The following is a 13410-nucleotide window of genomic DNA, read 5'->3' as shown; positions in this document are numbered from 1 at the left end:
TAGCTTCTCCTCTATAGTAAATTTTCGCTTTTCCATCGTACAAAATTATAGTTTTTGATTTATAATTGTGTCCGATTATTTAAGGGGCTAATACAAAATCACAATTCAAATTTATAAAATATTACAGAAGCATTATGTTTTAGAAATCAATATTTACAGATTGATATTTTAACTAATATGAGGATCTGTGCCTACTTACATAATAGCGTCTTCACTTTTGCATAAGGTACTAAATTTAAAACTTTCGTTCTCTCATTAAGTTTGTCCTCAATTGCCTTTAACATAAAATTTAGCTATTTAAGTTTAAAGTAATAAATATCGTGTTACTAAATTTCATCTCAAACCAAATATTAGAAATCTTTATAATTATGTTATTTGGTCTTTAATCGGATTTTAAAATTCATTTAACAGATTTATTATTAGAGTTTTAAAATCTTATTTATTTTTATTTTAATTAAAAATATATGCTGATATTAAAATATTTAATTTGTAATGTTTAACGTTTTTGATGAAGCTAATTATCAATTAAATAATAGAATAAAACATTAATCAATAGTTAGGATTATCTTTTTTCTCAAAACATTAAATGATCCAACAAAGCACAAATTATTTTTGTAAATGAATTAGAATCTGTGAGACTTATTTGCCAGATTCTTAATTCAGATAATGATTTATTTGTCTAGTATTATTTCGTTTATTTTAGCAACTACAATGAAAATTATTAGAAATAAGAATTAAAAATACAGAATTTTATTTTTGATCAATTAGCAATAAAAGTATTTATTTAATAATATTAATTCTTTTAGTTGAAAAATAACTTAATTAATCTAAAGCAACACCCCGCATACGATAGCGTAATAAATTGGGGTAAATTAATATCCATTACTGGAGGCGCGCAGTTTATAATACAAATTGTTGGGTTTATATGTGGGATTCTTATTATTAGGCTCTTATCAGTGCAGGAATATGCCTTCTATACATTAGCCAATACGATGCTAGGTGCTATGACTGTACTCTCTGATGGAGGAATTTCTACGGGCGTCATGTCTCAAGGTGGAAAAGTTTGGCAGGACAAACAAAAACTAGGTCGAGTTTTAGTCACCGGACTAAAAATGCGTAAGAAGTACGGTATCCTAAGTTTACTTATTTCATCACCTATTTTATTTTATTTATTAATTCATAATGGTGCAGGTTTGTTAACTGCATTTTTAATAATATTGTCAATTATACCTGCATTTTTTGCAGCTTTGTCAGACTCTTTGCTTGAAATACCAGTAAAATTGAATCAAAATATTTTACCTCTCCAAAAAAATCAGCTGCTAGTCAGCGCTCTAAGATTGTTCCTAATATCGATAACAATATTTTTATTTCCATTTGCGTTTTTCTCTATTTTAGCTGGAGGACTTGCCCGAGTGTATGGAAATTTTAAATTATTAAAAGTTACAAATGTATTCGCTAATTCAAGTCAACTAGAAGAGCCCGAAGTTAAAGGTGAAATTTCTATTATTGTTAAAAAAAGTTTGCCAGGGCTTATTTATTACTGTTTTTCAGGACAGATTTCTACTTGGATAATTTCGATATATGGAACTGCTGCGTCCATAGCTCAAATTGGGGCTTTAGGAAGAATAGGTTCTATTTTAAATGTTCTTTTGGTAATATTTACAACATTAATTGTTCCGCGATTTGCAAGAATACAAAACCAACCGGTAAAATTACTTCAAAATTATACAAAAATTGTTTTTTCTTTTACAATTATTTCTATGCTCATATTTGGTTTCACTTATCTCTTTTCTAATCAAATACTATGGGTTTTAGGAAAAAATTATCAAGATTTAAATATTGAATTATTGCTTTTAATAATTGCAACTTCATTCAGTATGATTATGAGTTCCGCACTTTCGCTTTATTTAAGTCGCGGTTGGATTTTACATTATTATATATCTATTTCAGCAAGTTTATTCCCTATAATTTTAGGTTGCTTTATTTTTGAAATAGCAACTTTAAAAGGAATTTTATCTCTAAATATTTTTGTTGCTTTAGTTCAGATGATTTTACATGTCTTTTACGGATATTATAAAATTTTAAAACTTCCAGCAGAAAATAATAATTTGACAAGTAATTAAATAAATTAACATAATACTGGCTAATAAATTTTTAGATGAAATATTCAATTGGTATTCCAGCATTTAAAGCGCGATTTTTAGAAGAATGCATTAATAGTATATTATCTCAAACATTTTGGGATTTTGAATTGATTTTAGTCAATGATTGTTCACCTGATGACATTTTAAGTATAGTTCATAAATTTAATGATTTGCGAATTAGATATTATGAAAACGAATTTAATACAGGTGCGGAAAATGTTATTGATAATTGGAATAAATGTTTAAGTTATGCAACAGGTGATTTCTTTATACTTATGGGCGATGATGACAAGTTGGATCCCAATTATTTGCAGGAGTTTGATAAATTGATTACTCGTTTTAGTAAACTTGATGTTTTTCATTGTAAAATAAAAATCATTAATGAAAGTTCCGAAGTAATTGGTTTAAGTAATTGTTGTCCAGAATATGAAGATACTAATAATTATATTTTAAATTGTATTGAAGGTAGAAGCGAACAATTTATTTCAGACATAGTTTTTAGGAAAAGTGCATTGTTGAAAAATGGTGGCTTTTTTAAATTGCCGTTAGCATGGTCATCTGATTATGTTTCTGCATTTATTGCCTGTGGGAATAAAGGAATTGCTTACACAGCTAATCCCTTATTTTTATATCGCAAAAATCAATTTAACATTACAAATACCAGTAGTTTAGAGTTAAAACGAATCGCGATAATAGGAATGGAAAATTGGATTTTAAATTATTTAGATAATGAAAAGAAATCATTGCCTTTGCTAAGAATTGCATTGAATAAATTTATAAAAAACAATAAAGAAGCCTTTATTCAACAAATGATAGGAAGAAGAAAATTGCATGGATTATATTTTTGTTTCGTCAATAGAAAAGTATATAAAATTTCAATGAGTAATTTATATGATTTGATTTTGAATAGATTGCTTATCAAAAAAGCTGCTAAAATGTATCCTCTCCTCGTAACAAAATTAAATTAAATTACTTAAAAAGGATGGATATTTTATTTATTTGTGGATCTGCAGAGCATGGAAAAGATGGTGTTGGCGATTTTACTCGCCGATTGTGTGGTCAAGTCATTAGACATGGACATAATGCTAAGATCGTTTCATTATGTGATCATCAAGCTCATTGCTTTACCAATGAAATTCAAACAGTAGAAGAAACTTCTATAGAAGTATTTAGAATACCAATATCATTCAAAAATAATCAAAGAATTATGTCTATCCAAACGATCGTAAATGGAATTCAACCAGATTTTATCAGTTTACAATTTGTTCCTTATAGTTTTAATCAAAAAGGTCTGCCTTTTTGGTTGCCTTCTTTTTTGAAAAGCATTGATGGAAATCATAAATGGCATGTTATGTTTCATGAACTATGGTTAGGAATAGATAAGGAATCTTCATATAAACACAAATTTATTGGTAGATTTCAACAGTTAATAATAAAAAAAATTATTACCAAGACTAAAGTAAAAGTGATAAATACTCAAAATAAATTATATCAATTTTATCTACAATCTATCAACGTCAATGCTGAAGTTATGCCAATTTTTGGAAACATTCCGCTAACTGCGGTAAAAAAAGAAGCAAATCTATTTACTCAGTTTGTTTTGTTTGGGACAATTCATGATGGTGCTCCTTTTGAAGATTTTATTAGTGATTTAAAGCATATTTCAAACACGATCAAAAAGCCCTTAAAATTTGTTTTTATCGGTAATAATGGTTTTGAATTAAATAGCTATGTGAGAATATTAGAAAATTATAATTTTAGTTATAAAATTATAGGCATCCAGCCAGAATATGTAATATCGCAGATACTTTTAAATAGTGATTTTGGTATATCTACCACACCTTATTTTCAAACGGAAAAAAGTGGTGTTTATGCAGCTTACAAAGAGCATCATTTGAATACGATTTCGGTTTCACGTAATTGGACACCAACAAAAGGGCAGTATGAAGTGTCACAAATTATCAAATATGAAAAAAGCAATTTGAATTTAATTACAACAAATATTAAAGAATTTAAAGTCAGTGCTGTTTCAGAACAATTTATTAATTCAATCTCTATTTTATGAAGATATTAATTTCTCATCCAACTTTAAATGCAAATTCAAAAAATTTGGTAATTGGTTTATTAAAAAATAAATTACTTTTCAAATTATACACTAGTGTTGCAATATTTCCAAGTCAATTTTTATATTATTTGGGGGACAGTCAAAAATTTAAAGATTTTAAAAGAAGAAGTTTGGATAAAACATGGCAGCGCTACACACTGTCGAATTCTTTTTTTGAATTGGGTCGCTTATTGGCGTCAAAACTAGGTTTAGAATTTTTAGTAAAACATGAAAACGGTTTTTTTTGTATTGATAATGTTTATCAAAAGCATGATAAATGGGTGTCTAATGCTTTGCCAAAAGCACGAAAAGAAGGAGTTAATTGCGTGTATGCTTATGAAGATGGTGCATTAAAGAGTTTTACAAAAGCAAAACAATTGGGAATTTTGTGTATATATGACTTGCCTATTGGTTATTGGAAAAGTATGCGTTTACTAATGCATAAAGAATTTGAGATTAATCCCGATTGGTCAAATACTCTTATCGGTTTTAATGACTCACCAGAAAAGCTGATTAAAAAAGATAAAGAATTAGCCTTAGCAGATCTTATTTTTGTCGCTAGCAGTTTTACAAAAAAAACTTTAAAAGAATATTCAGGAAGTTTAGCAGAAATTAAAGTGATTCCATACGGTTTTCCTGATGTTATAAGAAATAAAGAATATCAATTATTACAAGGACGAAAATTAAAAATTTTATTTGTAGGTGGTCTATCCCAACGAAAAGGGATTTCTTATTTGTTCGAGGCAGTAAAGGGACTACAAGACAAAGTAGAGTTGACGGTTGTGGGACATAAAGCGGTTAGCGATTGTAGAGTTTTAAATCAGGCGTTAGAGCAACACCATTGGATTCCATCGTTATCTCATAATCAGGTTTTAGATTGCATGAGCAAACATGATGTATTTGTTTTTCCTTCTCTTTTTGAAGGTTTTGGTTTAGTAATTACCGAAGCTATGTCGCAAGGAGTTCCGGTAATTACTACGGATCGCACAGCGGGACCTGATTTAATTACTGATGGAGTAGATGGCTGGATTATACCTGCAGGATCTTCGAAAGCCTTAAAAAAAGTATTATCGAGAATATTAGAAACACCAGAAATACTAGAGCAATTTGGACTTGGGGCTCAAAATAAAGCAAGGCAAAGACCATGGTCAGTTTACGGTCAAGAAATAGTTGCCGAAATTTCTTTACTAAAAAATTTATAAACAATAGGGGAAATGAAAATAGAGATAAAACAAACACAAGATTCAAACTATAATTCCATAAAAGCTGCAATTTGGCTTTATTTTTTACTTTGGATATTTGAAGGGGCGTTAAGAAAATGGATTTTACCTGGTTTGGCAACGCCTTTGCTAATAGTGCGCGATCCAATAGCAATATTTATAATTTTGAGAGCTTTTTATTTAAAGATAGATTTTATTAATACTTTCGTAATTTTAGGAGCAATATTTACACTATTAGGTTTAGCAATTACATTAAATTTTGGACATGGTAATCTTTTCGTTGGTCTCTATGGTGCGAGAATTATGTTAATTCATTTCCCTTTAATTCTTATAATTGGAGCTGTTTTTAAGAAAAATGATATTCTCAATATGGGCTATGCAATGATGGGAATTAATATTGTCTTGACATTAATTATTTACTTTCAATTTACAAGTCCACAAACAGCTTACATAAACATCGGTATAGGAGGAGAAGGGAGTGCTGGTTTTGATGGCGCTATGGGATATTTTAGACCATCTGGTACTTTCTCTTTCATTTCTGGTCTGTCGGCGTTTTATATTTTAGTTTCAGTATTTATATTTTATTTTTGGCTTTCAAAGGAACATTGCTCAAAAATTTTACTGATTGCGAGTACTGTAGCTTTGCTAATTGCCCTACCATTAACGGTTAGTAGAACAGCTGTTCTCGGTGTTGTATTAGTTGGTTTTTTTGCCTTTATTGGTTCTTCAACTAGTTTAAAATCAATAATAAGAGTAATTATATCAGTTGTAGTTATTGCTATCATATTTATTTCTTTGCAGAAAACAACAACTATTTTTAATTTGGGTACGGAGGTCTTTATGAGCCGTTTTGATACTGCTAAAGGGCAGGCAGGAGGATCTATCATTTTAAGGACAATAGAAGGATTTACAGAACCAATAATCGATTTGTTAAAGGAGCCTTTTTTTATTGGTAATTTAGGAATGGGCACTAATGCCGGCGCACAAATGTTACGCGGAAGTACAAAATTTTTAATTTCTGAAGGAGAATTAGGGCGTTTGGCAGGAGAACAAGGGCTTATTTTAGGTGGTGGACTAATAGTTTTGAGATTAGTTTTTGCATTGAGTTTATTTTATAATTCAATGAAATTGCCAAACGACTTAAAATTATTACCACTGACATTTTGTGGTTCTGCTTTGTTACTGATTACACAGGGTCAATGGGCTCAACCAAGTATTCTAGGTTGCGCTGTAATTACCTCTGGTCTGCTATTGGCAAGCATTAATAAAAATATAACAATTAAATAAATGAAAATAGTGCTTTTTACACATCCTTCATTTTTAGCTCATCAAAGTATGCCTCGTTATGCAAACATGTTACTCCATGGAATGCGGTTCCGAGGGCATCAAGTAGAAGTTTGGAGTCCAAAAGCGCGATTCCTTAATCTGTCATTTGGAAATATATTAAAAAAATGGTTTAGCTACATAGATCAATATCTTATATTTCCTTTAGAAGTAAAGTTAAAATTGTCTAATGTTGAGAAAGATACTCTTTTTGTATTTGCCGATCAAGCACTTGGTCCTTGGGTACCTTTAGTAAAAAACAGAAAACATGTAGTGCACTGTCATGATTTTTTAGCTTTAAAATCTGCACAAGGACAGGTTGAAGAAAATCCAACATCATTTACAGGAAAACTTTATCAAAATTACATTAGAAGCGGTTTTTCAAACGGTAAAAACTTTATTTCAATTTCTGAAAAAACCCAAAAAGATTTACACAATTTTCATCTTGGCAAAATTGAAAGTTCAGTAGTATGTTATAACGGATTAAATCGTTTTTTTAACGTTCTACCGCCAAAAGAATCTCGAAGTTTACTACAAGACAAGCTAAATATTTTATTATTTATGGGCTATATTTTACACATTGGCGGAAATCAATATTATAAAAATAGAAAGGGCGTTGTTGAAATTTATGATTCTTGGCGAGATAAATTTAATAAAAAAATACCATTACTTCTGATTGGTTCAGAACCATCAGATGAATTGAGTATTGTGTATCAAAAATCAAAATTTAAAGAAGACATTTATTTTATCACTAATTTATCTGATGAATATATTAATCTCCTATATTCAGGAGCAATTTGTTTACTATTCCCCTCTTTAGATGAAGGATTTGGGTGGCCAATAATTGAAGCGATGGCTTCTGGTTGTCCCGTATTAACTACAAATAAAGCTCCAATGACAGAGGTGGGTGGAAAAGCGGCTTTTTACATTGATAGAAGACCTTCGGAAGAAATATATTGTAAGAAATGGGCGCAGAATTCCGCCTCAAAATTGAATAAAATTGTTGAACTAAATTCATTTGAATTTCAAAGTACTATTAATTTAGGTATAAAAAACACCGAACGTTTTAGTAACGATAAAGTCATAAATAAAATAGAAAATTTTTACAAAGCAATTTTAAATAATTCTAATTAATGAAAATTCTTCATGTTATATCCTCAATGAATCCTAGCGCAGGCGGAACCTCTCAAGCGGTTAGAAATTTAATACCTAATCTTCAAAAATTTGATACTGAAAGTGAAGTCATTTGTTTTGATAGTGCAGAATTAGACTATAGAACAGCAGATAATTTTAAAATATTTAAAATCGGTAAAGGAAAAACTTCCTATCAATACCATCCTTTGTTAGTTTGTTGGTTGGCTCATAATTTGCCTAAATATGATGCTGTAATTGTTCATGGAATTTGGCAATATCATAACTATGCCATTTTTAGAGCTGTAAGAATTTTGAAAAAAAAAATAATAATAATTCCAAAAGTAGTTATCATGCCTCACGGTATGTTAGATCCATATTTTCAAAAAGCGTCGAACAGACAATGGAAAGCGCTGCGCAATAATATTATATGGAAATTAACAGAACGAGTGTCTATTAACAATGCTGATGCAATATTTTTTACTTGTGAGGAAGAGTTGTTGTTAGCTAAAACTACTTTTAAAGGATATAAACCAAAAAAAGAAATTAACGTGGGTTTTGGAATACCCTCAGCACCAGCAAAAACTGCTGAGATGCAAGGAGCATTCAGGCAATCAATTCCTTTATTAAAAAATAAATTTTGGTTATTTTTAAGTAGGATTGATCCCAAAAAAGGTGTCGCTATTTTAATAGATGCGTACAATGAATTTTGCTTGGTAAATCAAACTGTACCTGATTTGGTTATCGCGGGTCCCACTAATTCTTTGTTTGCTGAAAAAATGATAGCAAAAGCGAAAAACAACAGTAAAATCCATTTTCCTGGAATGTTAACAGGTGAGGCAAAGTGGGGTGCTTTTTATTGTTGTGAGGTCTATCTATTACCAAGTTATCAAGAAAATTTTGGGATTGCAATAGTAGAGGCAATGTCTTGTAAAAAGCCTGTACTTATTTCTAATAATATAAATATTTGGAAAGAAATTGAAACTGGAAATGGAGGATTTATTTTAAATCAAATATCAATTTCAGGAATTAAAGAACAGCTAAAAAAAATTTCTCTAATCCCTAATGATGAATTACAGAAAATAGGAGAGCAAGCTCATCAAACCTACAAAAAAAAATTTAGCATTAGAGAAAGAGCTAAGGAATTTTGTAAAACTATTACGGAGATATAACTCTTTTATTTTAAAATATCTACCTAAATTATTTAATTAAATCAAAGAGACATGTCTGAAATAAATTTAATCTCTTATAATTTTTCTTTTAGCAGAAAGAATAAAATGTTGAGAGGAGTCTGGAATATTGCATATCTTCTGTTTTTTACAATCACACCTTCAACATTTAAAATTTTTAAATATTGGAGAAATTTTATACTAAGAATTTTTGGAGCTAAGATTGGCTGCAATACCCTAATATATTCAAATGTATTAATCTGGGCACCTTGGAATTTAGAAGTTGGAGATAATTGTTGTATTGGATCTAAAGTAGATTGCTATAATCAAGGCAAAATTAGAATTGGAAATAATACGACTATTTCTCAAAAAACCTATTTATGCGCCTCCACTCATGACTACAACAAACCCGATTTTCCTCTACTTTTAAAACCTATTACAATAGGAAATGGAGTTTGGATTGCCGCAGGAGCTTTTATAGGTCCTAATGTCAACATTGGTCATAATGTAATTGTTGCAGCGAGAGCGGTAGTGGTCAAAAATGTAGATAATAACACGGTAGTTGGCGGAAATCCCGCAACCAAAATTAAAGATCGAACTTAGATTTGTTATATTTAATTGCTAACACTATAAATAAAACTTATGAAACAAGATGTTCACGCTGTACTAAATGCTATTTTGAAAGCAAATATAGGTTATATGAATCAGTATACATTACTAGAAATTTATCCACAAGTTGGTATGAATGACCCTTACTTAAAATGTTTGAACCGATTGTTTACGGTTATTAATCTTGGAATTAAAAAATCTGAAAAAGATACTGTTCATTGTGTAGTTAGAGAGTATAAAAATTCACAAATTTTATTATTGCTTCCTTATATTTACTTATTTAAGAATAAACTCTTATTCTTGATTAATCATAACCTCGCTCATGATCCAAAACTGAAATTGCATCATTTTTTGGATACGATAGGTATCCAATTTTTAACTGTTGATGGTAACTTTAGTGTGAATGACGAAAAATTATTTAGGAATAAAATTAATGTTGATTCTGAAATTATTTCAAAAATAATAAATTTCAAAGAGAAAGAAGTAGTGATATTTTCCAAAAATTATAAAGAAATTCTGCAAAATAATTCATTTTCAGGATATAAAATTTTAATACCCGATAGAAATTCTAGTATAAATATGGAAATAGGGAATAACCTAATTAAATACGGAACACAATCTCAAGATGCCTTTCTTAGAATGTTAGAACTTGCAGAAATTGTCATTATTGATTATGATAAAAAAGAATATTTTTATCGAACGTCAGGATTAATTTGGGATTGCATTCGACAAAATAATTACATCATCACAAATAAATATCTAGTTTTCGAATATCAATTAAGGAATTACGATAAAAAGAAGTTTTTTGATTCTATTAATGAACTGCAATTTTTTGAAAATTTGACAGATTTATAGATTTTCAATAATTTAGTTTTTTTTATAAAGTTTAGGGATTTGATTAAACTATTAAATGGAGTGTCACACCAGAAATAAATTTAAATTAATAAAATTTTTTAATGAATATTCTAATAATTACAAGCGTAAACTACAAACAAAATGGGGGTATACTGACGCAGCAAAATATTTTAATTGAAATTTTGAAAAATAACGGGTTCGAAGTTGAACTTTTTATTTTAAATAAAGGAAAAAATAAATTATATGATTTTTATTTGCCGTTTAAACCAAGAGATTTATACTTTAAAAAAAAATATGAAATTGTTCTATTAAATGATCCACATGTAGGAAGACTAACATGGTTTACGTTACTTAATAAAATTAAAAATAAGAAAAAAATATATCTGTTCTCTCATGGATGGATTTTTCACGATTCACAAAGCATATTTCGGAAGATAGTTTTCAAAATGCTTTCAACGATAGCTCTTTCAAGTATCGATAAAATCTTTTGCGTTAGCCCAGAAGACTTACAAGCAGTTAATTTTGCTTCCAATGCAAGATTACTATGGAATCCGGTAGTAAAAATATTCGATGGATTACTAAATGAACTAAGTTTTAATGGCGAGTTTGTTTTTATAGGCATGAATAATGAAAATAAAAATTTAAAAAAACTCATTTTAGTTTTTAGTCATGAAAGTATGAAACTATTCAAATTACATATTATTGGCAGTGGAACAGAGCAATTAAAAACGCTGAGTAAAAACGTGAAGATTCATGGAGAGATTACAGATGAAAAGATCGATAATATTTTAAAAAAATCAAGCTACTACATTTCATTATCAAAATATGAAGGCTTTGGTATTAGTATCGTTGAAGCAATGTCATATGGACTGCAAGCTTTTTTATCTAATAATGTTGCACACAAATATCATATTCATCAATCAAAATCTGGAATAATATTGGATTATGAAATTAATAGTATGGTTGATCAAATTAATAATTTCGTCGCTAAAAAAAATGAGGTTCCGATTGAATCATTAATTAATTATGCATCAAAATACAGTGTAGATGTATTTCAACACGAGTTATTACATGAATTGCGAAAAACATAATTATTACTTCATCTACTCAGCAGTAAAATTAATCTTGAAAAGAAAATTAGTTTGTAGACTATAATTAGAAGCTAATTTTTACCTTTTCTTTGATACCTTCATTGGTTAAAAAAATAAATTTCGAATAATTTGGAGAAGAATAAATTCCAAAATTGTTAATCAATTTTTGAGTTTTAAATTGACAAAAAAAATTTTATAATATCACTGATAAGCAAACTAATTTTAAAATACAGAACTTTTGAGTAAAATTCCTATCACAGTAATCCTCTCAGTAAAAAATGAGGAATTAAATTTGCCTTCGTGTTTAAGTAAATTAGGTCGCTTTGATCAAATTATTGTAGTCGATTCTGGAAGTACAGATCAAACTATGAATATTGCTTTAAGCGAAGGCTCCGAGGTAATACAATTCCAATGGAATGGTAAATTCCCCAAAAAACGAAATTGGGCATTACAAAACGCTAATATCAAAAATGAATGGATTTTGTTCCTTGATGCTGACGAATTTGTGACAGAAGCTTTTGTGGATGAAGTTGCTATAAAAATTAAAGATGAGGCATTCAACGGATTCACAGTTCAATTTGAAAATTATTTTATGGGTAAAAAATTGAAGTACGGCTACGGTTTTAAAAAGTCGGCACTTTTTAAAAAATCAAAAGGAGTTTACGAAAAAATTGATGAAGATCTATGGAGTAATTTGGATATGGAGGTGCATGAACACCCAATAATTGAAGGTAAAGTGGGTATAATTAAAGCCAAGGTCATACATAAAGATTTTAAAAACTTGGATCATTATATTGCTAAACATAATGCATACTCTACTTGGGAAGCACAGCGATATTTGCAACTTCAGCATTCTCAAAACTCTCAATTATCATTAAATCAAAAAATTAAATATGGTTTTCTCAACACTGGTTTACTTCCCGCATTTTATTTTATAGGAGCTTACTTCTTAAAACTAGGCTTTTTAGACGGTAAAGAAGGATTTTATTTAGCACGTTTTAAGTCACATTACTTTTTTCAAATTCAGACAAAATTATATTCATTAAAAAAACAAATATAATTTGGATGAAAAAAATATTAATTACGAGAGGAGCTGGATTTGTGGGATCGCATTTGTTTAAAACACTACTGAAAGAGGGGAATAAAGTTATTTATCTAGCTAATTATTTTACAAGAGCAAAGACTAATATTGAATTAATATTTCACACATATTATGAAATGGTTCACTTTGATATTACACAGCTTTATCACGACGAAGTTGATGAAACTTACAAGCCAACTTGTTCAACGTCGCCCATTCATTAATATTATAATTTAAATAAAACTTTTAAAATATCGGTTACAGGACCGATTAATGTGATAGAATGGGCTAAAAAAGTTAAAACTAAAGCACTGCAAGTAAGTAAAAGCAAAGTTTAACCAAATCCACTCACGCATCATGAACCAGAAAGTTATTGAGCTCACCCAAAAATTGACTGATTCTGAGTCTAAAATTATATTGATGGATCTGCCAGAAGATAATCCTAAACAAAGACAACCTGACATTGCTATGGCTAAAAAGAGACTTAGAGTTTACGGCGCAAAAATTCAGTAATGCAAAGGCATAATAGCCATCATTAGTTATTTAAAAAATCACTGTTAAATAAATAAGCTAACGTTTTTTACAAAATTTTTAATATTTAGGATGAATACTTTTTTCTCAATCACGAGAGAAAAGTATTTTTTTTTTTAAGATTACTTAAATTTAAATGTTGGTAATATTAA

General features: G+C 29.1%; 13 protein-coding genes. All 13 read left to right on the top strand.

Going from position 1 to position 13410, the window contains the following annotated elements; genetic code table 11:
* Nucleotides 1-806: 806 nt before the first annotated feature.
* The 13 genes from BUB42_RS07465 (at nt 807) to BUB42_RS16710 (ending at nt 13240) form a co-directional block, all read left to right on the top strand.
* Nucleotides 807-2123: an MATE family efflux transporter gene (locus tag BUB42_RS07465; RefSeq protein ID WP_073018763.1), complete on the top strand. Its 1317-nt coding sequence runs from the start codon at nt 807-809 to the stop codon at nt 2121-2123.
* Between the two features lie 35 nt (nt 2124-2158).
* The gene (locus tag BUB42_RS07460) at nt 2159-3112 is read left to right on the top strand and encodes a glycosyltransferase family 2 protein (RefSeq protein WP_073018761.1); all 954 of its coding nucleotides are present in this window, start codon (nt 2159-2161) and stop codon (nt 3110-3112) included.
* A gap of 14 nt (nt 3113-3126) precedes the next feature.
* Nucleotides 3127-4209, top strand: coding sequence for a hypothetical protein (locus tag BUB42_RS07455; protein WP_073018759.1), 1083 nt, complete (start codon nt 3127-3129; stop codon nt 4207-4209).
* Entirely contained in the window at nt 4206-5450 is a 1245-nt protein-coding gene (locus BUB42_RS07450; protein ID WP_073018757.1) for a glycosyltransferase family 4 protein, read from the top strand. The genes BUB42_RS07455 and BUB42_RS07450 overlap by 4 nt, the downstream gene beginning before the upstream one ends.
* Before the next feature lie 12 nt (nt 5451-5462).
* Nucleotides 5463-6755 carry a hypothetical protein gene (locus BUB42_RS07445; protein ID WP_073018755.1) on the top strand — a complete coding sequence of 431 codons (1293 nt, stop codon included), beginning with the start codon at nt 5463-5465 and terminating at the stop codon, nt 6753-6755.
* Nucleotides 6756-7925, top strand: coding sequence for a glycosyltransferase (locus BUB42_RS07440; RefSeq protein WP_073018754.1), 1170 nt, complete (start codon nt 6756-6758; stop codon nt 7923-7925). It abuts the gene before it with no gap.
* Nucleotides 7925-9094, top strand: coding sequence for a glycosyltransferase (locus BUB42_RS07435; protein ID WP_073018752.1), 1170 nt, complete (start codon nt 7925-7927; stop codon nt 9092-9094). Before BUB42_RS07440 ends, BUB42_RS07435 begins: the two co-directional genes overlap by 1 nt.
* 51 nt (nt 9095-9145) lie before the next feature.
* Nucleotides 9146-9694, top strand: a complete 549-nt coding sequence (locus tag BUB42_RS07430) for an LbetaH domain-containing protein (protein ID WP_073018750.1) — start codon at nt 9146-9148, stop codon at nt 9692-9694.
* Between the two features lie 39 nt (nt 9695-9733).
* Nucleotides 9734-10555: a hypothetical protein gene (locus tag BUB42_RS07425; protein ID WP_073018748.1), complete on the top strand. Its 822-nt coding sequence runs from the start codon at nt 9734-9736 to the stop codon at nt 10553-10555.
* Between the two features lie 101 nt (nt 10556-10656).
* Complete coding sequence (locus tag BUB42_RS07420; protein WP_073018746.1) at nt 10657-11646, top strand: glycosyltransferase; 990 nt, start codon at nt 10657-10659, stop codon at nt 11644-11646.
* A gap of 238 nt (nt 11647-11884) precedes the next feature.
* Nucleotides 11885-12706, top strand: coding sequence for a glycosyltransferase family 2 protein (locus BUB42_RS07415; protein ID WP_073018744.1), 822 nt, complete (start codon nt 11885-11887; stop codon nt 12704-12706).
* A 5-nt stretch (nt 12707-12711) separates the two neighbouring features.
* Complete coding sequence (locus BUB42_RS16715) at nt 12712-12951, top strand: NAD-dependent epimerase/dehydratase family protein (protein WP_073018743.1); 240 nt, start codon at nt 12712-12714, stop codon at nt 12949-12951.
* A 133-nt stretch (nt 12952-13084) separates the two neighbouring features.
* A complete protein-coding gene (locus BUB42_RS16710) occupies nt 13085-13240 on the top strand; it encodes a hypothetical protein (RefSeq protein ID WP_244533895.1) in 156 nt (51 codons plus the stop codon).
* The last annotated feature ends 170 nt before the right edge of the window (nt 13241-13410 follow it).

Origin of the sequence: Flavobacterium micromati (genome assembly GCF_900129585.1) — a bacterium.
Taxonomy (GTDB): Bacteria; Bacteroidota; Bacteroidia; order Flavobacteriales; family Flavobacteriaceae; genus Flavobacterium; species Flavobacterium micromati.
Note: the sequence above shows the minus strand (reverse complement) of the source record. Positions and strands in the feature narration are given on the sequence as shown.

Coding starts and splice junctions, on each gene's coding strand:
- BUB42_RS07460 (WP_073018761.1), top strand. CDS start 2,159: ATGAAATATTCAATTGGTATTCCAGCATTTAAAGCGCGATTTTTAGAA.
- BUB42_RS07455 (WP_073018759.1), top strand. CDS start 3,127: ATGGATATTTTATTTATTTGTGGATCTGCAGAGCATGGAAAAGATGGT.
- BUB42_RS07450 (WP_073018757.1), top strand. CDS start 4,206: ATGAAGATATTAATTTCTCATCCAACTTTAAATGCAAATTCAAAAAAT.
- BUB42_RS07445 (WP_073018755.1), top strand. CDS start 5,463: ATGAAAATAGAGATAAAACAAACACAAGATTCAAACTATAATTCCATA.
- BUB42_RS07440 (WP_073018754.1), top strand. CDS start 6,756: ATGAAAATAGTGCTTTTTACACATCCTTCATTTTTAGCTCATCAAAGT.
- BUB42_RS07435 (WP_073018752.1), top strand. CDS start 7,925: ATGAAAATTCTTCATGTTATATCCTCAATGAATCCTAGCGCAGGCGGA.
- BUB42_RS07430 (WP_073018750.1), top strand. CDS start 9,146: ATGTCTGAAATAAATTTAATCTCTTATAATTTTTCTTTTAGCAGAAAG.
- BUB42_RS07425 (WP_073018748.1), top strand. CDS start 9,734: ATGAAACAAGATGTTCACGCTGTACTAAATGCTATTTTGAAAGCAAAT.
- BUB42_RS07420 (WP_073018746.1), top strand. CDS start 10,657: ATGAATATTCTAATAATTACAAGCGTAAACTACAAACAAAATGGGGGT.
- BUB42_RS16715 (WP_073018743.1), top strand. CDS start 12,712: ATGAAAAAAATATTAATTACGAGAGGAGCTGGATTTGTGGGATCGCAT.
- BUB42_RS16710 (WP_244533895.1), top strand. CDS start 13,085: ATGAACCAGAAAGTTATTGAGCTCACCCAAAAATTGACTGATTCTGAG.